Below are 21,225 nucleotides of genomic sequence, written 5' to 3'. Positions count from 1 at the left end.
AGGGGTGTTGTGAGAAAAGAGTAGGTAAGTGCAAAATGTACATGGTACGCACTTACCCTCATAAACAACTAGTGAAATGAAAGGTGGTAAAATAAATAAATTAAAAGACAAGGTCTTTGAGGATAAGTCCATGAATGCTTCCGATTTTTCATTTAACGAGAAAGTCGCTTTGGTTTTTGACGATATGGTTAGCAGATCGGTACCTTTCTATAATGAGATGCAACGTATGGTAAGTGAACTCGCCAAATCTCATGCAGAGCCACAAACGAACGTATATGATTTGGGTTGTTCCACTGGAACAACCCTTTTGCTTATGGACAGACTGATTCCAGAAGATATAAACTTGATAGGACTCGATGATTCCGAAAAAATGATTGTCCGATGCCGGGAGAAATTGAAGAGTTTCTCCTTACGCAGGCCTATAGACCTTATTAGGGTCGATCTTACACAAGACGTACCGGTGAGGGATGCCTCCGTTGTTACGATGGTATTGGTTCTACAATTTATACGCCCGATCAAAAGATTGGATATTGTCCGAAAAATTTGCGAAGGATTAACAGAAAACGGTGTGCTTATCATTGTTGAGAAGATACTGACCGAAGAGATTTCTTTTAACCGGGAGTATATTGACTACTATTACGATTTTAAACGCCGGAACGATTACAGTGAATTGGAGATTTCCCGGAAGCGTGAAGCGTTGGAAAACGTGCTAATACCTTATAAGACCAGTGAAAACATAAATATGCTTAAGGAGGCAGGCTTTGCAGAAGTGGAGGTGTTTTTCCGTTGGTATAATTTTTCAGGAATAATAGCAAAAAAATAATGATACGATTAGGAATTTTTTTTTTCAGATACAGAAATGTTCTTTTCATATTTCTGTACTTCTTGCTATTTATTCCATCACCAGAATTGTTTACTGAAAAGAGATTAGGCGGCCATTATTTCCTTTACCCCATTGCACTCGGCCTATTGACCTCCATTTCAGGGCAAATCATCAGAGGAGCAACAATCGGACTGGCATATATTGTTCGGGGTGGACAGCATAGAAAGGTTTACGCTGATGGGTTGGTAACCACTGGTATATTCAAGCATGTAAGAAACCCACTTTACATCGGGAACATACTTATGCTGATGGGAGCCGGTATATTAGCAAATTCGCTCCTATTTATACTTATCGTAATGCCCATTTTCCTGTTGATATATCAAAGTATTGTGCTTGCGGAAGAAGACTTTCTGCGGAAGAAGTTCGGCCAGGATTTTGTAGCATATACTAGTAGGATACATCGCTGGATTCCCAACATAAAAGGGCTTGTAAATACTTTTTCTGCCATGGAGTTCAATTGGAGAAGATGGCTGATCAAGGAATATGGAACACACCTCGTCTGGCTTTCGGGAATAACGCTTATCTTGCTGTATAAATATCCCTTTCTGGTAGAGAAAGATTCCGATAGGGTATTATATACAACACTATGCGCCTTGGTTATTGGAAGCTATTATCTTTTTGTACGCTATATGAAAAAGTCAGGGCATTGGAAATAATAAGTTAACCCGAGGTCAAAGTTGCAATTTATCGGCAATTAACTTAAGAAAGTTAATATAAGAATACCGGTTAGTTAAGCATTGACCTATATTATAAACACCACAACTAAAGGAATTGATTATGTTGTTAAACCGAAGAATATCCGTTTGGTACTTTGTCAGGGGAATTAAATCACAGATTATCCTGATCTCCATATTTGCCATATCCATAGGGCTTGTGGATATGCACCCGACATTTCAAAAAATAAGCCTCCCTTTGAGCATTCCCGCCTTGGTTGGAACGGCAGTCTCCTTGCTCCTGGCATTCAGGACCGCGCAGTCATACGAACGTTGGTGGGAGGCCAGAACAGTTTGGGGAGCTATCGTAAATGACTCCCGGAATTTTTTACGACAGCTTATCCAGTTTGTGCCAGAGTCAAATAAGAATGTAATTAGTGAATTCTGCGATCGACAGATTGTATGGGTCTATGCCCTGGGCGAAGCGCTGCGCAAACAAAGGTTCTCTCCCAGAGTTCAGGCATATCTCAACTTGCACGATATCAACGCAATGAATACTCCTAATGCATTATTGGATGAACACTCGAAAGCCATTAAACACCTGACATCGGAAGGTCTGATTTCGGAATTCAAGCAGGTACAGCTCAATGAAACATTGGCCAGGTTATGTGATAGCATGGGCAAATGCGAGCGTATTAAGAATACGGTATTTCCCAGATCCTACAGTTTATTGGTTCATACATTGATCTATGTATTCGCTGCCATCCTTCCATTTGGGCTGGAAGATTCCCAGCTTGTTGTAGAAATTACAATGACTATTCTGATTCCGATATTGTTCATTGCCATTGAAAAAACTGCGATTTTAATGCAGGATCCCTTTGAAAACACGCCGGTCGACACCCCGATGACATCACTTGCACAAACCATAGAAATAAGCATATTACAAATGATCGGGGAAATGGAAGTGCCTAAAAAAGAAACAACTGAATTGTATTATGAAATGTAAATCATAAAATTTCAAAAAAATTATAAAGCAAAAGACAAATGGAACACAAACATAAATACGATGCGCAAGGCAGGCAAATCTGCTGTACGCAAACGGAAAAGGTATATACCGAAGCTGGTGCAAAAAAACTTTTGCAAGAGAAACATCAAAAAGACGACGGGCATAACCATACGCATAGCGATGACGATGGGCATGATCATGGAAACGCCGAAGGCAGTATATTTAAAATGTTCCTCCCCCCCATCCTTTCCTTGATACTTTTGTTAACCGCTATAGCGTTCGACAATTGGATCCCACAAGAATGGTTTACGAAGACGGTGAGATTTGTATGGTATCTGGTAACCTATGCAATTGTGGGTTTCCCGGTAATCAAGGATGCTATTAAAAGCATTGCCAAAGGGGAGGTCTTCTCGGAGTTCTTACTAATGTCGATAGCAACAATTGGGGCATTTTTCATTGGAGAATATCCCGAGGGTGTAGCCGTTATGCTATTTTACGCCGTTGGAGAGGTCTTCCAGACGCTAGCTGTTTCCAGAGCACAGCGCAATATAAAGACGTTGCTCGATCAGCGCCCCGACGAAGTCACGATCATCGAAAACAACGAAACAAAAGTAATTAAAGCAGAAGAAGCGCAGATTGGAGCAATAATCCAATTGAAACCCGGCGAAAAACTCGGACTCGATGGCGAGCTGTTAACAGATAATGCATCGTTTAACACGGCGGCGTTAACCGGCGAGAGTAAGCCAGATACGAAAAATAAGGGCGAGGCCGTACTGGCAGGTATGATTAATCTAAATACAGTCGCGCAGGTTAAAGTTACCACGGCGTATACCGATAGCAAACTGAGCAAAATATTAGAGTTGGTTCAAAATGCTACTTCCCAAAAAGCTCCGACAGAACTTTTTATCCGAAAATTTGCAAAAATATACACGCCCATTGTGGTCTTTCTGGCCATTGGTATCACGCTTCTCCCCTATTTCTTTGTAGCTAATTACGTTTTTAACGACTGGTTATACAGAGCGTTAGTATTTTTAGTGATTTCCTGTCCCTGTGCGCTTGTTATCTCTATTCCTTTGGGATATTTTGGTGGCATCGGCGCAGCGAGCCGCAACGGTATCCTCTTCAAAGGAAGCAATTTCCTGGATTCGCTAGCCGCAATTAAAAATGTTGTGATGGACAAAACCGGAACCATGACCGAGGGTGTTTTTAAAGTCCAGGAAGTACTGTTTAAGTCCGACTTCGATAAGGATGAAATACTAAAACGCGTAAACGCCATTGAAAGTCTCAGCACGCACCCGGTAGCAACAGCTATACACGAGTATGTTGGCGATATCGACAACTCGATAAAACTGGAAAATACAGAAGAGATACCAGGGCACGGTTTAAAAGCTACCATAGACGGGAAGGAGCTGTTAGTAGGAAATTTTAAACTGATGGACAAGTTTGGTATCAGCTATGATGTTGACCCCGCTTCAATCGTATACACTACTATCGCCATTGCCAATGATGGCAAGTTTGTAGGTTATATTACAATTGCCGATAGCATTAAAGAAGACTCCCAGCAAACCATCAATCTGCTGCACAAACTCGACGTCAAAGCAACGATGTTAAGTGGCGACAAAACTACAGTGGTAAAATATGTTGCAGAAAAATTGGGTATCGACAATGCATTTGGCGATTTACTACCAGAAGATAAAGTTAATAAAGTAAAGGAAATCAAGGCTAAAAATGAAACAGTGGCCTTTGTGGGCGATGGCGTAAACGATGCTCCCGTTGTTGCGATAAGCGACGTAGGTATTGCCATGGGTGGCTTAGGCAGTGATGCAACGATAGAAACAGCGGATGTAGTAATCCAAGACGACAAGCCATCAAAGATTCCCGTTGCGATCAACATTGGCAAGAAAACAAAAAAGATTGTTTGGCAGAATATAACCCTCGCTTTTGTGGTAAAAGGTATTGTACTTATTCTGGGCGCTGGGGGTCTGGCAACGATGTGGGAGGCTGTTTTTGCAGATGTTGGCGTATCCTTGATCGCTATATTGAATGCTGTGAGAATACAGCGCATGAAATTTTAACAAAGATTTCCGTTCTTATTGTCCGCGGAATATTTACAAATGTAAAGCAGGTCTGCTGCTAATAAATTAAGTTGGGTTAGTTGGTGATTTGCTTTGCGCTGTTTATCTTTCTACCCAACTTAACACCTCTATGATTAAGTTGATATCTTAGAGTAACACCCTTGCATTAAGCCGAAATGCAGAATTCCTTGAAGTCGTTAAATTCAGAGACTTCTTACAGGACTACTAAAATTATTCCAGTAAGGTAGTATCGAGCTAAAATGCACAATCTAAATACACAGTGGACGATTACTCTTGAAATTGTATAATATTAGCTTGTACGATCCAAAGAGAAAATTATCTTACCCCTCCTATAGCACAATATTCTCTAAAATTTAATACGTTCAGATGAGTTTGTGTCAATAAGTTATATAATAATGCTTCTCTAAGGATATGTGCTAGGCTATAACTACCGTGTCAATATCGTAAGTATCTGGCATTCTTGATCGGAAATTCCATGTGTACATACTGTCATTCTAAATGTGAAAAATAATGTAAAATAAGCGCCAATATAGAAAGAATGAGCAAGATTGAAATCACAATAAGACTGATTAGTCTGAGAAATCTCATCCACTTAGGTTTTTTATATCTAGATGTGTGGGTACTTCTCTTTCCATTTTGACGGTAAGTTTTTTTGCGTGGCATTACCTTTTAATTGAAATACTAAATCAATATGACTAATTCTGACATCTGTTAAGTAGATATCAAAAAAAAACTAATCTTAGGTTCTATGCTCGAGGTGGTTGCCAAATATCGTGAGGAAATAGTGGCAGATTAATATGAATGTAATCGATATAATCTTTCATCGTTTCGGGTATAAAAACCTCATACCTTATCAGCTGATTTTGAAGAGTAGATGTACCGCAGCAGCCACACTGACAAAAAGGGCTACAGCTTTCATCATAAGTACTCTTATGGTTTAAAGTACTATAGAAGCTGGCCGTCACCTTCTGGATGGCAGAAATGCCAGCGTTATTATCTCTGCAAGGAAAAGCATTTTGAATAACGATAATCAATATACAGATCAGTGAAAGAAGTCTCATCTTATTTGAAGATACGAAAACCATCCAAATTATTTATAACGTCCATAAAAAATATTTGATTATACTTACTTTTTGCAACAGTATGAAACCAAACGATCAAGTTCTTCGATGTTCTTTTTTTTCTCCTGTTGCCAGACATCTTTCGCATGAGCAGTAAAGTAGGTATGTTCATGAAGAAAATCTCGATTGACGCCGTACCATTCGCGATCAGTAAAAACTATCCCAAGTGCAACCTCCCACTCTGATCTTAATTGCTTTAAGCCGCAAAAAAAGTTAATACTTGATAAATGCCACATGTCGGCATCACACAAAATCATGGCAATTCTATTCGAAGGTGATTGCGGCATACGGGTTGCCTCTATACATAAACATACACTTTTAATTTCCAATGGAGATAGCCCCATTCCTTTTAAGAAATCGCGGGCCGTTCGGATGCTATATCCTTCGTGATCCCGATAATCATATACATAACCGACATCATGAAACCATGCAGCTGCCAGCAAGATATTTTGTTCTTCCTCGCTAAGGTTTTCTAGGTATCCAAGCTGCGAACAGGCGTCGACTACATTCATTGTGTGCTCTAAATTATGATAGTGTAAATATGAGGGAAGGCCTGACTGTAGCAGCCCTAACGCATATTCAGAAGCTTTATTTAAAATATTTTTTTTCATTTTTTAAACTTTTAATTTATTTATCTCCCAACGTCCTTTTTTATAAAAAGTTGAAAGATCCGATTCGGAAGTTGACAAAACCAAATGTCATGGAATTCGGCCACAAAGTCGATTTCCACCAGCCATGATATCTCTCGGGTGTTTCTTTAAAATTCTGTTCGCAAGTGTATGACAATTCAATTATACTTAATGGATCAGAATAACGACACACCGACAATATCTTTCCTATTTAGAAGATTGTTGTTTGGGCGATTATTAAACATATAACGTCTTACCTGCTTTAATAGAAAGTTTCGAAAGCTAAACAATCGTTCGATATCGGAATAGTATCGCAGTATGAAAGGCAAATCACACTCTATGGATCAATTATTAAAAAATTGGACTAAAGTCCATAAAGTTTAAATGTTAGATTTGGGAGGTTGCCAAATTTTTAGTAGCGACAGGGTCGGTACGAAGCGTACATTAAAAATGGGGTAACTGTTAATTACTTCGAAAAGGGTAAAAATAGACAGTTCTATTTCAAACTTCAAAAAATGAAAACAATTGGATATGTTGCAATGTGAAGCACATTTGTTATGTCTCGGGCTATTTTCTGAATGTTCGTGTTTTATTGCTGTGCGGGTTTCTCCAGCGTCACCATCATAATAGACTACCCCAAAGGAAAGAATAAGACACGTCAATATATATGCGATCAACTTCATCACGTTTAATATTCAAACAAATATAAAAAATCTCACAAACAATACCTCTAAATGAAATAATAATTTCTGTTCATCGGAAGGTTTTATCTATAGGATATCCTTAAAAATAACTCACAATACTAGCCAGAGCTTATCACATGATTAAACAACATTATCTATTTAACATTTTTTATCCACCCTATCCGCCAAAAAATGCAAATATGTTTGTAATTCGTATTGTAGCTTCTGTGCTAAAAACTATTTGCTTCCAATATAGAAGGATAAGGTTAGAAAAAAAGCCAAACAGAAAAGATCTATGAGGATAATAATTGATAATATTATAGTCCACCCTACATTTTGAATCCTCTCCTTTTTTTTCTTTTTACTTGCTTTCTCTCGCTTCGCTTCCGACGTCCCCATCGTTTTTACTTTTTAATTATTATTAATTTAATAGATTCATATAGTTTATTTTATGTTAGCGCCCCTTGACATTGCCTCATCTAGGGATTCAAGATAATACCAGACACAAACTACAAAGAAGGAAAATATGATAACTATTAATAGACATAGCAGAAAAATGAACCTTTTGTTTCGCGTAAGGAATCCTGAATTTCCCTTTCGTGCAAGCTTGGAGCTTGTAATCGTTTTCCCATTTCTTGTATAAGGAACTTTGTTTTTTCTTTTCATACATTATGAATATCGGAGATATGAATTAATCGACAGAGTAGGTTTTACCGACATCGATTGTACGCTAATGAATTTAACTTTTGAAAAGCGATCAAATGATAAATAGGCAAGCAGTGACTTATTTTTATAGATGTAATCTTTTAGCCCATCCTATCGATTCGAAAAATTCGTCGTTTGAGAATCCTAATGAATCGTTACAAGTCAAATGCAGATAACCATGTCTGACATGTCAGCATAGATATAGAGAAACGCTTAGGTCTGAGGAGGCTGTAACAATCTGGGTAGGTAATGACTGTAAAAGTTAATGGAAAGGATTTTTTTTCTATCCTTTAGTATCGAGGTCGGCAATGGTGGATCAAACAAATGTTGTAGGCAAGCGACAAATATGGTTAAGATACAGCAACTAGTTCTACTCGCAACGGTTCGCCTTGTCTCCTTATCTCTATTATCCGCACTCCCTTCCCATTCTTCACTCGCATCAATTTGAGTTTGTATAACTACATCATCGCCATCTTCAGGAGATAGTGTTTGAGCAATATTGTTATGAAGTACACTTCTAAAATCACAATACGAATCCGCATTCGGTAGAATGGCTTCTACGAAGATAAAGAAACATAGCAATATGACTCTGATTTTAATCACCTTTTCAAAGGTAAAGAATCTTTCTCGAAAGCATCGGGAAAAATGAGGTCCTTTATCTTTTCAGTTCATAGGAAGAGTCCACCAGATTCCCAAAGTTTTATGAGTTAGAATCATTGAAACGGACTTTAATTGTGTTGTTGTTTAATTTCTTTGGATTGAATATGTAAATTAATCTTATTCAATTAACGGATACATTAGAATGTCTAGACCTGACCTATTACGAAACATACTCACTAGTCAACTTCTGGGTCGTCAATTAAAATTACTCAAACTTACATTCATAGAGGAAATAGCGGAATTAGGAGCATTTCTCTAATGGAAACGCCGTCAATTGCATTTGCATTGGTTTCAGGACTATTTAATTTTTTTTATTATTCTGCTACTACTATCTTTACTGAAATTGAATTAAAATGGAACAAATTGACATCGCAGCCTTTATATTAAATTCGTCATTTTTCAAAAAAACACCAATATCACAAATCGGAGAAGAGAATGTAATTAATATGCTTTTCTTTAATGGGGCTATTGATTCCTTTTGCCCACAATGTAATAGCCATTCTGTTTTTCTCGGTGAAAACGATACAGCTGACAAGAATCAGGCAAAGACCAATATGTTCTGTGGTACTGATGCGCCTGGTTATGTGAAAAAGCAAAAAATACCTCATGGGATTTACCAGCTGGACTTTAGCTGTTCTAGAAATAGAAATCACAAACTTTATGTGACTTTTAGAATTGATGATAATGTTATAACCAAAATAGGTCAAAGTCCATCGCCTCTCGAACTAGTGAAAGCTGATCACAAACAATACGCTAAACTCCTTGGCGAGTGCTTTTCAGATTTAAATAGTGCTGTTATACTGTACGCAAACAACTTCGGTATTGGAGCATTTACTTATCTGAGACGAATTATCGAAAACTACTTTTTAAAAACCGCTTTTCTGAGTTATAAGGAAAGCGAGCCGGAAAACCCTTTATTGTCGTCATGGGAGAGTCTTCGATTCAAAGAAAAGCTCGATTTAGTAAAAGGGTATCTTCCCCATACATTTACTGACAATCCTCAAATATATTCCATTGTCAGCAGTGGTATTCATGGATTATCCGAAGAGCAGTGTTTGGAATATTTTTTAGTGCTTAAAGACTGTATTTTACTTTCTCTTGAGGAGCAGCTCGTTGAAATTAAGAAAGCAATAACAAGAGAGAATATCAAAAAATCACTTGCGAAGATTGGCTCCGAAGTCGCCAATGCAAGAAAATAATACTTCTGATGAAAAACTGAATCAGTCGTTTAATTGCAAGGAATACAGAAGTATTTTGCCATTTGATCTCTATCTAGTAACATCTGTATCCTTTTTGGTTTGATTAAATTAATACTGTTTAATAATGAGGCATGCAATAGATTTTTAGCCTAAATCAGTATTTACCGATAAAATCAAAAAAAGTCTTGACCAACTCGTAAATTAATTGTCAAAAACAACAACTTAATGCTATTTAGGCACTATACTGATCGTCTAGCAGAAGCCACTTAAAAGAACATAAAAGGCACTTAAGACGCGACAAAAAAGTCCCTTTGATTTTCGGTAAAAATCAAAGGGACTAAAAATTGATATATTCTAAGTTATTAGTTATATAACAAGTCTACCGACTTTTTAAATTTCTCGTTCTTGGTCTTTTCTTTAGCATACCTCACCAAACATTCATTAAAAAAGATAGCGTTATGGTTAAAGCATAATTGTTCTGCGAAAACGTGTCGGCTTTTAATCATATCGTATTTCAGACGTTTAATGAGTTTTTCCGTTTCCCCTGCAAGATGAAGCCAAAAGCTAAATGTTATGATACTTTTGCTACTCCATTCGCTTTCGTAAACTGCTCTATTTTCAGATAGCTTAACGCAAAAGGATGATATATATTCCAAAAGCGGAGCTATTTCTTCGGGAAAAAGCTGATGTATCAACTTGGCTTTATCCGTGTTTGTTAATTCATTTATCGATTTCATAATAAAATCGCGCCCTTTGTACGGTTGCGCCTCCACTTAAGTTAAAACATTAATTCAATGCAGCTGCGCCCACCTGCGCAAAGCTGTTGCAGAGATCAAAGGCTATTTGTGTCTGTTGTTGGGCCGTTCCACATAGGAGGGATTTTAGTTTGTTTTCTCCGCTGCCATAATCATGAACATTTTGCAGATAGCCAGTAACTCCATTATAACAGCCGTACAGCGTTCCCTTTGTGGTTGGGTCCGTCTGAGAAGGATTATTAAAAGCATATTCTAAAGCAGCATCAATCTTTTTATTGAACTGAATGGATAATTCTTCTTCCCTGTTCATATAAATCTTGTCCAACACCTCTTTACTGGGAGCTAAGGCTAATTGTATTAATCGTTTAAGATTCGTATCTGTGATACGGACTTTTGACCAATAATTAAAAATTTCCTGAAGCTCACAGCTAACCGTATGGCTGATCCCTAACAGCTGATGCGCCTTTTTCAGTTTTTCATGTGCACTGACTGTGTGCCGTATCTTAACAATCCTTTCCGTTGTCCGAAGGGCAGCATTAAGAGGTTAGGGTGAGGTCAAGGGTCGCCCCTCAACCTTCCCCACAGATCTGGACGTGCCCCTTTCAGGGCATCCAGCTCCCAGACTTAACTTATCCGCATGATGTTGTTTGCGGTGACAACGCTTGTGAACTAATTGGATATTTGAAAGCTTATTATCCATCCGGTTTTTGTTCTTGTGGTGTCGTTCCCATGATTCATACCAGTGCAGGCTATTCAGACACATAGCGCAATTGCCCTTTTGTATCTTATATAGCTTTTCTGATACAGCACCTGTTAATATGGCGTTTCTGCAACTCCAATATTCAGTATCTCCATCAAAAGGACTTCTTGCCGTTTGAACTTTCTTCCATGTTACTTCTGTGCTAACATCAAATATCCCAAATGCTACGTTACCCAATATGTAGCGGTCTACCAGTCTCCCTCTTCGTTCAACTTTTCCTACGTACCGCGTCATAAAGTCAAATCTACTGCTACGGTGTTTGTGTACGTCTTCATAAGCTTTGTAGAGGATTGTGTCCAATTCTCGCCTTAGCTTCATAAATCCGTGTGAAGCATCAATAGCCCATTTGTAATAGTTCAGCCACCCGTTGACCATTCTTCTCAGATAGTCTGCCTTTTTAGTAAGTTCAATTTTGTTACTGTACTCAAATAGCCGAACCGTTTTCGTCCATTCTCTGATTTTCTTAGCAAAGGCGTACACTTTATCAGGGTCAGGGTAGAACGTGACTTTATGTAACTTGTCATGCTTACCACTTTTCCATTTATCGAACACAAAGCCGAGGAACTTAAAGCTTTCACCTTTATGGAATGCTACTTGGCGAGTTTTGGATGGACTTAGCTTCAAGCCTCGTTTCTCCAACAACTGTGGTAAGACTTCCATCACCCTATCTAAGTAGTCTTTATTTTCACATACGATAACAAAGTCATCAGCATACTGCATAAAACCTACCGATGGGGCATGCTCTCTACATCTTTTCTTGATGTTGCTGACAAACCCGACAAAAGGCTTAAGATTTCTGTCCTTTGGCGTTCTTGTTGTTATCAGGTGATTATAGATTTCAAAGTCGATACCCCATAATCCGATATTACATAACAGGGGGCTAATCACACCGCCTTGCGGTGTGCCCGCTTCCGTATCATGTAGTATTCCGTCATCAATGTAACCACACTTGAACCATTGATTTACTGCCCTTAGAATATTGCTACTTGTCCCTTTCATTGCATCCAGTATATACTGGTGATTAAGGTTATCGAAACATCCCTCGATGTCAGCATCCAGCACAACTACTTCTCCTTTACGGTTCTTTAGGTTGTGCCATACTGCCATGCAGGCATCTGCGGTGCATCTTCCAGGTCTGAAACCATAGGTGTTCTCACTGAATTTTGCTTCCCATTCCGGTTCTAATGCGATTTTGACCAACGCCTGATAGGCTCTGTCTTCAATCGTTGGAATGCCCAACGGTCTTAACTTACCGTTCGATTTTGGTATGTAGACCCTTTTCAATGGTTTGGCCTTGTAATCTTTATCAAGGTTCATCCTTTGGGCCAGTTGCAATCTTTCCGTATTCTTTAGAACGATCGTACCATCTACACCCGGCGTGTACTTTCCTGTGTTTTCAGATGTAACTCTTTTGACACTTAATAATTTGGCGTACAGGTCTTTCAGTAAATCCCGTTGTAATTTTCTTACTTCAGTAATGTTACTGGCAAGCGTTGCCCGATACATTTGATTTTGCTTTCGGAAGACACATTGTTCGACTGTTTTCCAGTCGATGTCTTCCCATCTGTTAACTTTCAGCATTTTAGTTACTTTCATTTGTACCTTTTGTTAAATCCACAACGAATTTGGCGTATCTGGTCAACCGTAGCCAACCAGCCTTTGCTTGGTCGTTGTTCCTACCCGATATATCACATTCGTTCAAGAGTACTTATTGCTTCACAGCAAAGTGATATTCGGTTTCCTCGTTCCTTTAACCAATGTTTACCTAAACTTAGACCCCTCTCTATACCGCCAGTCCTATACAAGCTTATGGATTACCCTCTAACAGACTGGGCTCCTGTTGACTGGAAGACTGTACCATACGATGTGGGTACAGCGTATCTGCTCACGATACCTTAACGAGGTTATCATATTTAGTTCGTCCCATCTCCCTCATACGGCATCGCTCCGTCGGTTTGACTTTTCTCCGGGCTTCCCACTCCCTGTTCTCTTGGCAGGTTAAGGGTCGGATGGACTTTGATGGATAAGCCGCCATCATCAGCATTTCACTGAATTGATTAAAAGTTAAATCCACCCTTACGGGTGAGACTCGAACAGCTTATTAGGCTGCCCAACGAGTCGCACTATTGTTGCACACTATCCTTATGGGGGTAAAAGCTGCAGTAATACTGTTTGTCCCGTCATGCGCAGTGGTAAGGAAGATATATTGATCTATCAGATCATCACTGCCGACCCTGATAAAGTCAGGTAATTTAGCCGTAATGAATATGCGTTCCCCCTTTCCCAATGCCCCGGCCGTTTCATACAAAATCCCATTCTTTGCCCCGACAATGCTATCAAAAAATTCGAATGCGAAAGCATTCTGTACCACTTCATAATTTTTGCCCACATGCTCGCCCAAAACTTCCTCGTTATCGGTTCTATAAGTAAAAAAACTGCTTTCCGAAAACTGTTCTTTTCCGCTCGGGAAAACCTGCTTATTGGGTGATTTCGCGACTTCGTAGTCAAGCCCCGCATACTTTATGGCCTCCCCGCTTGTGGGGTAATCCTGCAAAATTGTGCCTAAGCCATGCCAGGGAATTTCCTTCACACTGAAAAATGAATGTTCTCCCGTAATGCCGTTATAATTGATGCTGTGTGCCATTTCCTCTAATTTTAGTGTTACTATTTGTGGTCGTACCTGCATGCTCGCAGATAAAGGCCGTTAACTGAACCTGAAACTCTTTGGGATTTTCTTCTCTGAATTCGTCTCCGTAACCTTCCCAATAAAGTCCGTCCAAATACTCTAAAAATGCTGTTTCCATAACGTGAGTGATTAATTTGCCCCTTGCCGTAAATAGCAAGGGGCATCCATAACTAAGCAGGCAGTTGGATTTCACCTTCAATCTCGGCTAACCTATCCATGCAAAGCATGTTGATGTATTCGGCTACTTTCTTGATGATGTAGGGATTTTTAGTGATAAACTCCCTCCGCTTATCGTCCTCAATCGATAGTACGCACCCCTGAAAATGGTTGCTATCGGTTTCTTCTGCATCGTCTTTTTGCGCTACTTCGAAAGCACCGAGTGTGTCAATGGTATCAATCAGCTTATCCCGCTGGATTTTCCTGCGGTGCAATTCTTCCACAAGCTTTAGTGTACTTTCCAAGTTCAGCGCGAGTTTTTCCAATCTGGGAGCCGTTTCTGTCGCTTTCGGCTCTTTTTGCTCAGCTATTGGAGAAGCTTCTTTTTTTGCGTCTACAGCATTCTCCTGCTGTTTTTCCTGAGGCAAAGAAGGTTTTATATCGCCCTGAGGTTTAGCGCCATTTTGTGCATTGTTCTTTACAGTATTGTCCAAATTGCTTTTGCTGTTTATTGCTATAGTTTTCATGATTTGTATTTTTTGATGTCAATAATTCCGTTTGTATAATTCCTTTTTGGGGCAGCGCGAGGGCAAAACCGCTTCGTTCTGCTGCCAGCTGTCGTCAACGGGGGACTTCTTCCTTTAATTGTTTTCATAGCGCCTAACTTTTAAGTCCATCGGGCGCAGGGGCCCTCCGGCAATTGTTAAGCAGCCTCACCTTAATAGAATCCCCATCCGTGCAAGGCTTTGCCGAAAAAAATACGCTCGCGAGGAACGAGCGAGGAAGATTTTTTTCGAGCAAACCAACGGGCAGGCTTGCACGGATGGGGATTGTTTAATTTTTTTGCTAACGAATCGCCGCGGGGTACGCAACGATCCAAGCGTTAACGATATTTATGAAAAGATGGAAGGAGATTTGACATATCAAAGGAGCAACTGGCTGGCGAGGAACGAGGCTGCCTGTTGCAAAAAATAAGAGGATAGCGGCTTCAAGGCATGAAGAAGCGGCTATCCTCTTGCATTTTATAGAAGTTTATATAAAAAAGTTAATGGTACTATATTCTTAATCGCTGACTTTTGTATAAATCAGTGTTTCTCCGTCATCTTTCGGCCATTCCATTACCCTTTTATCAAGATTAAATTTGAGGATTTTCACGCCTCCCCTTAGTTGACCTACAATGCGCAGCGTGGTATCACCGGTCTGAAAATCCGCAACCAATATAGATCCCAGCTTTCCTTTATTCCACACCCCGGCAACTTTATTTACAGGACGTTTGGGATCATCCTTTTTTGCATTGCTCCAATGGGCTATTACCTGAACATCAAATTTTCCGTCATCCGTCGATTTGATCTCCACCGTATCTTTGTAATAGTCAAAGGTGGATTCACTTTGAGATGCATATTTACCAGTTAGCTGATCTTGTAAGTCTGTTTTCCCCGTTGGTGAGGAACAGGAAAACATAAAAGATGAAACAGATAGCAAAGCGATCCACTTAAAATTTTTGTATACTTTCATAATCAGGAGTTTAGATAACAAACTCAAATATAAACTATTAAACAAAAAGATTAAGAAAGTATGACTCGAAACAGGTTATATTAGCACACAAAAAAAGCCGCTGTGGGATGATAGCGGCTTTTCTTCTTAATCAAGAAACTTACCTGGCATTTTTCTTTGCAGTAACTTCGTTGCGTATGTCCTGCGCCAACGCTTTTGTGTTCTGGAGCGCATTCCGTAAACGCGTACCTGCCGCTTTGTTTCCTTTTCCATAAAATGCCTGTGCATCTTTTTCGGCAGATGCAATAAGTTCTTTCAGTGCTGCGAATTTTTCCATGATACAGATTGTTGTTAAGACATAGAGGTCGTTTTGAAAAGCCTCTAATCTTTGTGATTATAATTGTTTTGATACCGAACGATAGGCCTGATCGGCACCAAGCCTATCGTTCAAAACCCTAAAATAAGGCAAATCGCTTTACCGGGCAATACCTGCGGCTTTTTCCTGCGTATTTTCTGTGGATACTTTACGCTGCTGTTCGGTTTTTATTCCCGGCTTTAAAAATTCTTCCCGTTTTTCCGGTTTACCATTTTCAAGGAAGAAATTGGCCTTACGGAACCTTACCGAGGCTTCTATATAAACGTTAACCGTTTCTCCGCTTGCTTTCTCCGCTTTTACAAGCTCCCTGTTTCCGTTCATGATCCCTGTAAAAATCTTTTCCGCCCTTTCCGGATTTTCAAGATCTTTGATATTAAATGATCTGAGTGATTCTTTAAGATCAAAACCATAACTCGGATCGTGGAATATCCTTGTTGTGAGGTTATTATACCTGTCACGGGGTTTGTCGGTATTCAGCATCACCCATGCTTTATAAACCATGCCCTGTATATTCAGCAGATCATCACGGTACACGGCACGTCCCTGCACCAGATTCCCTGCCTGTTCCTTATTGAATCCTTTTCCTTCTTCTACATAAAATGTCTGTGGGATGGGACCGGAATAATATGCAGATTGGAAAGTTTTCGCTACAAAATTCACCTTTCCATTTTCCATGTTGGCAACCATACTTTTATGGGCAGCATCTTTTCCGATAGCAAGTTCGGCATTTCCTTCCTGCTTTTTGAACAGTTCAATGGCTTCATTAACGTTATCGAGCTTCTTGACCATGTTTTTACCTTCTTCGCCCTTTAGGATAACCATATATTTCTGACCGATGTCCAACGGGTCAACCTTATTGTGCACGGCGTCAAATTTGTTGAAATAATAGAAATCCGATTGGCTGGATTTTTTGTAGTGGAGCGTATAATCAATCTGCCCCTTTGCAGTTGCCGGCATACTATCGTACGCCTTAAATTCGGGAATGCCCAGCTTGATATTTTCTTCAATCTGTGCAATGGTTTTTGGGCTAAAACCAAGGTTCTTAGCTTCGTCGATCCTATCTTCTAAATTGTTCAGATTCATAGTGTTTAATTTTTAAGTTTACGGATATTGTTAAATATGAAATGATTATTTTTCTTGTTTAGCAGCACAAGTCCGATCCAGCGTATTAGCGTTTTTTTAAGTCATTGTTCTTTAAGAGTATCGGTTCCCCGGCTTTTACCTTAACCTTTATTTTACGGACCTTCTTGCTGATCATATTCTTGGCCGCCTCCATACCCGCTCCCACTACCTGTGTGGCAATGAAACCATCAAGCCCGTACATACCGATACCGCGCACCAGATTGTCCGTCCCAAGATTTGCAGCTTCGGTTATGACGGCTTCGGGAGCGTACAGCCCCTCCATTCCATCAAGGCCGTATACGCTCAGGTTTACCGGGATAATCGATGTTCCCGAGCGGATGTTGCGGATATTGAGCATAATCCGCTGGTTTGCTATCCGGCAGGTGGCGAACAGATAAAAGCCTTTGGGAATATGATGGCCCTTGATGATCATACTATCCTGCAACTGAAGCCTTACCGTAGCCCCCTGTACCACCTTTTGTTTATCGGTAATGATCGCTGGTATCGCCCTGAAAAGGCTATCCTCGGCTGGAATCATCTCTTTTTCGCTTTGTAGCTTTCCTTTGACCCGCTCGGGGTGCTGAATATCCAAAATCGTCTGGAGCAGTCCGTTGAGCTGCGCCACCTCTCTGTCATTGGCGCTATCTGCATGCATGCTTTTCATCAGGGACTCCAGCCGATTTACTTCGCTGTTCATCTCAAATTTGGGACTGGGTTCCGCCATTGGATTTTCAGCTACAGCCGCAAAAGGAAATTTTTCTTGTTTTTCCTGTGGCCTGCTGATTTCCTGCCGGATTGCTTTCAGCTTTTCATCTATTTCCTCGGCTTTTGGATTTTCCTCTAGCGAGAAACCCAGTCTGTTTATGACGTTTTCAATACCGTCCTGCTTTTTTTCCTTATCCCTCGTCGCTTGCCGGTAAAATTCCATCTTATCACGGGGCTGGTTCTTCTGCCTGAATGCTGCATCGGGCAATTCCGTATTGATGCCTTTCTTTTCGGTCTGAGCATCGTCCTTCGTTCCCTGGCCGCCGTCCAATGTATAAAATACAAACGCCAAAAAAGGCATTACGAGCAATGGTAAAAGCAGCCATATTTTACGGGCGTCTCTCTTTTTTTCCTGTTCCATAGTGATATTGTTTTTTATTGATGATCAATTTCAGTTCAGTGCCCGAACCAATAGGTAAATACAGTAGGCGCCGGTGGAGAGAAAGCACGAGAGAAAAGCGGATAATAAAACCCATCGGGGTAAGCCACTGGCCTTTTTATTCAAAAAGGAAGCAACCCGTTTTTGTCCGGCAACGATTTTCTTCGCTATCCGGTAAGCCGTTTCATCCTGCTCTTGTTGTCCCTGCCTACTACCCTGTTGTTTCCTGTAGAGTTTCATGGCGATTGGTTTTCATTTTTGAGGACTTCCCAATGCTGTATCAGAAAGCCATGTGGATTATTATCTGTCTGTTGCTTTAAGTCCCGCACTTTTCCTTTGGTGACCAGCCGCTTCAATGCCGTACTGGTTGAGCGGGTGAGCTTTTGGGTAGCATAACAGATAAATGTGTAGGGATATTGGTCTATATCGAGCACGGTACTGTCCACCTCAATTTCCTGCGAGATATTGGCCGAGATCAGGTTGTTGTAATAACCCGATTCTTTTAGGTTATCGTATTGCTTCTTGGCAGACTCGTCAGCAAGATAAAATGCCTTCGAAACACTGGCCTGTATGGCTTTATCGTCGGGGATAAGGTCGAAAAAGTAATGATGGAAAGTTTTGATATGATCCCGTAATTCCACAGGCAGGTTGCCCTTCCTGTGTGCGGCAAGGGCTTCGAGTACCTTCCCGTTGTAAAGAATATAAATCCGTTGCTGTGCCGTATCTACCATCTGATAGCTTTTATAGGCGCAGAAACAAACGGTCAACACATTGGCCACTATCAGGGCAATGCTGAACCTTTTTATGTGCCTGAATGCCGTATCGATATTTCTGAACTGTGTAAACATAACGGTGTATTTAAATTGGATTATTTACCGGAAAGCCTGTCGTAGAAGTATGCCCCTCCTTTTCCCATTGCCCCGCCTGCTGCACCATGTGCCCCTGAACCTTCCTGTCTTCCGGAATAGCCTTCGTTAAAGTGTTTGCCGGCCTGTAAAATATTGGAACCTCCCTTCATTGCCCCTGCTGCTCCACCTGCCACCAAACCGCCCGCGGCCATGGCCGAAGTGGATACGATACCGGTTACTTTCTGCAACATCGCATTGGCTCCTCCTGCCTGTACCACGTAATTGGCTACGTTTGGAACAGTGAAGTATCCTACGATTCCGATCAGCATAAATATCAGGTAAGCGGTATCATAGGTACTGAAAAAGGTATCACCTGACTGGCCGATCTGGCCGATATCTATTTTGAGCATGTTCTCCTGGATTTTGCCGAGGATGCTTCCGAAGATGTTACTGATGGGAAGCCATAAAAAGACGTTGATATACCGTGCAAGCCACTGGACAAGCGATTGCTGGAAACCATCGAAGACCGCCAGACCCAGTACAAAAGGCCCGAGTATAGAAAGCACGATCAGGAAAAATGTCCGGATCGTGTTGATGCACAGGGAGGCTGCTGCGAAAACAACCTGTAAAACCTCGCTCATCCATTGCTTTACCGAATTGCGAAAATTATAAGATTGTTTCTCCATCCAGAACTGGACATCGTGGCCCAATTCCTCAAAAAGTCCTTCGCCGGAGCCCTTCTCATCTTCAGGATATTTATACTTATACCATTCAGATCGATCGCCGTTACCGTCTTCCCCGACATAGATATTGTACAGATCCGATTTTTTCACTGCCGCCTCTTTCTGTTTCAGCAACGCCATGATTGCACGATCGCTGTCTTTCACCATTGCACCAGTGGCAACCACGGTCGGTTGCAGTACGCCGTTCATCAGATCGATGACCGCAGGGAAGAACATAATGGCGAGGCCCAGCGCGAATGGGCGCAAAAGCGGATAAAAGTCGATCGGTTCGGCAGCGGCAATCTGGCGCCATACACGGCTGGCGGTATACCAGAGCGCGCCAAAACCAGCTACGGCACGCGCAACGTCGATGAGTTTTCCGCTTAGTGGCTGCATCTCGTCCCGCACGGCCTCCAGTACGGGCTGCATGCCGCCCAAGGTCTGGGCAATATCCGCGCGACTGGCAAGCGGGAAGACGAGCGCACTGGCCGCCAACAGGACAGCCGCAAGTTTAATCTTTCTCATGGATTTTTACCGTTAAAAAATTGACTGATACCTTTGATATCATTTATTTCCCTTTTCCTCTGCATCAGCAATACATTACCTGATTCATTGAATTTCCGGAGGAAAAGTAACTTGTCCTGTATGTCATCGTAAATACGGTCGATCTGTGCTAGACGCTCTTCATCGCTCATTCTCAATTGAGAGGAAGTGATTACCAAGAGAAGGTCCTCCAGATTGTCTTTGCTCTGGTTCAATAACCTTCCGTAAACGTTGGCCATATATTCCAATTCTCTAGGTTTGAATATTGCCGAACTTCTGAAACGGGATAGTGCGGATCGATATTCCGAATTGATCCTACCTTGCAAGCTGATGATACCGGCAATCCGTCCATATTTTTTCACTTCGGGACTGACCAGCATCAGGCCATCAATAAAAACGGTATGCAGGAAAAAGTTGCCCTCTGCTATATTTCTGATCGCATTGTAACCATTGCTGATTATATCATAACCTGCTTTCATATCCCTTAAAATGTTTTTGAACTGGCTCAACTTTTCTGCATTGAGGATCAATTGCTGTATTTCGGTAGACTGCCCGGATGACCTTAAGGGTAATGCCATTGTTAGGCAATAAGCAGTTACGGCAAAGAGAAAATACCTAGCTTTTTCAATTAACTGTTTCATACATATGATGGATTTGATTTACGGACTTTAATTCTGATTTTATCTGTTCTTTTAACACATTTACTTGTCCCGTGAAATATTGGGCAAATGAGAACTTGTCACGCATGGACATAAACACCTTATCTAACCGCTGCAAGCGCTGGCCTTCCGTCATTTCGATTTTGCCGGAAGCAATAACCAACATTAATTCCTCCATATCCCTGCCACAATCCTCCAACAGCTTTGGAGTTGCTACCTTTAAAGCGAGACAGATTTAGATAGTAATTTTAAATTTGTAGAAATGCATAGAAAATTTGATGATTCGTTTAAGACCATGGCGGTCGATTTGAGCGTTGTTAAGGGG

General features: G+C 40.8%; 21 protein-coding genes and 2 pseudogenes. 5 read left to right on the top strand and 18 right to left on the bottom strand.

What is annotated here, in order from left to right; genetic code table 11:
* Positions 1 to 76: 76 nt before the first annotated feature.
* From cmoA to RYH73_RS14355, 4 genes are all read left to right on the top strand, one after another.
* Entirely contained in the window at positions 77 to 823 is a 747-nt protein-coding gene (gene cmoA, locus RYH73_RS14370) for a carboxy-S-adenosyl-L-methionine synthase CmoA (protein WP_335314138.1), read from the top strand.
* Complete coding sequence (locus RYH73_RS14365) at positions 823 to 1,539, top strand: methyltransferase family protein (protein WP_335314137.1); 717 nt, start codon at positions 823 to 825, stop codon at positions 1,537 to 1,539. The genes cmoA and RYH73_RS14365 overlap by 1 nt, the downstream gene beginning before the upstream one ends.
* A gap of 121 nt (positions 1,540 to 1,660) precedes the next feature.
* Complete coding sequence (locus tag RYH73_RS14360) at positions 1,661 to 2,542, top strand: bestrophin family protein (RefSeq protein WP_335314136.1); 882 nt, start codon at positions 1,661 to 1,663, stop codon at positions 2,540 to 2,542.
* A 38-nt stretch (positions 2,543 to 2,580) separates the two neighbouring features.
* Positions 2,581 to 4,617 carry a heavy metal translocating P-type ATPase gene (locus RYH73_RS14355; protein ID WP_335314135.1) on the top strand — a complete coding sequence of 679 codons (2,037 nt, stop codon included), beginning with the start codon at positions 2,581 to 2,583 and terminating at the stop codon, positions 4,615 to 4,617.
* 767 nt (positions 4,618 to 5,384) lie between these two features.
* Here the strand turns inward: RYH73_RS14355 and RYH73_RS26695 are convergent.
* The 3 genes from RYH73_RS26695 to RYH73_RS14345 all read right to left on the bottom strand — a co-directional run bounded on the left by RYH73_RS26695 (position 5,385) and on the right by RYH73_RS14345 (position 8,379).
* Complete coding sequence (locus RYH73_RS26695; RefSeq protein WP_442946089.1) at positions 5,385 to 5,699, bottom strand: DUF6660 family protein; 315 nt, start codon at positions 5,697 to 5,699, stop codon at positions 5,385 to 5,387.
* 65 nt (positions 5,700 to 5,764) lie between these two features.
* A complete protein-coding gene (locus RYH73_RS14350; RefSeq protein WP_335314134.1) occupies positions 5,765 to 6,370 on the bottom strand; it encodes an HD domain-containing protein in 606 nt (201 codons plus the stop codon).
* A 1,619-nt stretch (positions 6,371 to 7,989) separates the two neighbouring features.
* Positions 7,990 to 8,379 carry a hypothetical protein gene (locus tag RYH73_RS14345; RefSeq protein ID WP_335314133.1) on the bottom strand — a complete coding sequence of 130 codons (390 nt, stop codon included), beginning with the start codon at positions 8,377 to 8,379 and terminating at the stop codon, positions 7,990 to 7,992.
* A 410-nt stretch (positions 8,380 to 8,789) separates the two neighbouring features.
* On the opposite strand from RYH73_RS14345, the gene RYH73_RS14340 reads away from it, so the two are divergent.
* Entirely contained in the window at positions 8,790 to 9,635 is an 846-nt protein-coding gene (locus RYH73_RS14340; protein ID WP_335314132.1) for a hypothetical protein, read from the top strand.
* A 362-nt stretch (positions 9,636 to 9,997) separates the two neighbouring features.
* Here the strand turns inward: RYH73_RS14340 and RYH73_RS14335 are convergent, their stop codons facing one another.
* The 15 genes and pseudogenes from RYH73_RS14335 to RYH73_RS14265 form a co-directional block, all read right to left on the bottom strand.
* On the bottom strand, positions 9,998 to 10,372 hold the full coding sequence (locus RYH73_RS14335; protein WP_335314131.1) for a hypothetical protein: 375 nt from the start codon (positions 10,370 to 10,372) through the stop codon (positions 9,998 to 10,000).
* Positions 10,373 to 10,421: 49 nt separating this feature from the next.
* A pseudogene (locus tag RYH73_RS14330) lies at positions 10,422 to 10,919 on the bottom strand (DUF932 domain-containing protein); the annotation flags it as partial.
* Positions 10,920 to 10,934: 15 nt separating this feature from the next.
* Positions 10,935 to 12,746 (bottom strand): group II intron reverse transcriptase/maturase, encoded by a 1,812-nt coding sequence (ltrA, locus tag RYH73_RS14325; RefSeq protein WP_335314130.1) that lies wholly within the window; start codon positions 12,744 to 12,746, stop codon positions 10,935 to 10,937.
* A gap of 526 nt (positions 12,747 to 13,272) precedes the next feature.
* A pseudogene (locus RYH73_RS14320) lies at positions 13,273 to 13,794 on the bottom strand (DUF932 domain-containing protein); the annotation flags it as partial.
* On the bottom strand, positions 13,772 to 13,954 hold the full coding sequence (locus tag RYH73_RS14315) for a hypothetical protein (protein ID WP_335314129.1): 183 nt from the start codon (positions 13,952 to 13,954) through the stop codon (positions 13,772 to 13,774). The pseudogene RYH73_RS14320 and the gene RYH73_RS14315, both read right to left, overlap by 23 nt.
* A 52-nt stretch (positions 13,955 to 14,006) precedes the next feature.
* Entirely contained in the window at positions 14,007 to 14,519 is a 513-nt protein-coding gene (locus tag RYH73_RS14310; RefSeq protein WP_335314128.1) for a hypothetical protein, read from the bottom strand.
* A gap of 535 nt (positions 14,520 to 15,054) precedes the next feature.
* Positions 15,055 to 15,507 carry a hypothetical protein gene (locus tag RYH73_RS14305; protein WP_335314127.1) on the bottom strand — a complete coding sequence of 151 codons (453 nt, stop codon included), beginning with the start codon at positions 15,505 to 15,507 and terminating at the stop codon, positions 15,055 to 15,057.
* 139 nt (positions 15,508 to 15,646) lie between these two features.
* Complete coding sequence (locus RYH73_RS14300; RefSeq protein ID WP_335314126.1) at positions 15,647 to 15,823, bottom strand: histone H1; 177 nt, start codon at positions 15,821 to 15,823, stop codon at positions 15,647 to 15,649.
* A gap of 138 nt (positions 15,824 to 15,961) precedes the next feature.
* Positions 15,962 to 16,945 (bottom strand): hypothetical protein, encoded by a 984-nt coding sequence (locus tag RYH73_RS14295; RefSeq protein WP_335314125.1) that lies wholly within the window; start codon positions 16,943 to 16,945, stop codon positions 15,962 to 15,964.
* An 85-nt stretch (positions 16,946 to 17,030) separates the two neighbouring features.
* The gene (gene traM / locus RYH73_RS14290) at positions 17,031 to 18,110 is read right to left on the bottom strand and encodes a conjugative transposon protein TraM (protein ID WP_335314124.1); all 1,080 of its coding nucleotides are present in this window, start codon (positions 18,108 to 18,110) and stop codon (positions 17,031 to 17,033) included.
* Positions 18,111 to 18,140: 30 nt separating this feature from the next.
* Positions 18,141 to 18,368 carry a hypothetical protein gene (locus RYH73_RS14285; protein ID WP_335314123.1) on the bottom strand — a complete coding sequence of 76 codons (228 nt, stop codon included), beginning with the start codon at positions 18,366 to 18,368 and terminating at the stop codon, positions 18,141 to 18,143.
* A complete protein-coding gene (gene traK, locus RYH73_RS14280; protein WP_335314122.1) occupies positions 18,365 to 18,976 on the bottom strand; it encodes a conjugative transposon protein TraK in 612 nt (203 codons plus the stop codon). The genes RYH73_RS14285 and traK overlap by 4 nt, the downstream gene beginning before the upstream one ends.
* Positions 18,977 to 18,996: 20 nt before the next feature.
* Entirely contained in the window at positions 18,997 to 20,223 is a 1,227-nt protein-coding gene (gene traJ / locus RYH73_RS14275) for a conjugative transposon protein TraJ (RefSeq protein ID WP_335314121.1), read from the bottom strand.
* Complete coding sequence (locus RYH73_RS14270) at positions 20,220 to 20,882, bottom strand: TerB family tellurite resistance protein (RefSeq protein WP_335314120.1); 663 nt, start codon at positions 20,880 to 20,882, stop codon at positions 20,220 to 20,222. The genes traJ and RYH73_RS14270 overlap by 4 nt, the downstream gene beginning before the upstream one ends.
* On the bottom strand, positions 20,866 to 21,078 hold the full coding sequence (locus RYH73_RS14265; protein WP_335314119.1) for a hypothetical protein: 213 nt from the start codon (positions 21,076 to 21,078) through the stop codon (positions 20,866 to 20,868). The genes RYH73_RS14270 and RYH73_RS14265 overlap by 17 nt, the downstream gene beginning before the upstream one ends.
* Between the last annotated feature and the right edge of the window lie 147 nt (positions 21,079 to 21,225).

The organism is Olivibacter sp. CPCC 100613 (genome assembly GCF_036959255.1).
Classification (GTDB): domain Bacteria; phylum Bacteroidota; class Bacteroidia; order Sphingobacteriales; family Sphingobacteriaceae; genus Olivibacter.
The sequence above is the reverse complement of the archived record's forward strand: the minus strand, read 5'-3'. Positions and strand labels throughout refer to the sequence as shown.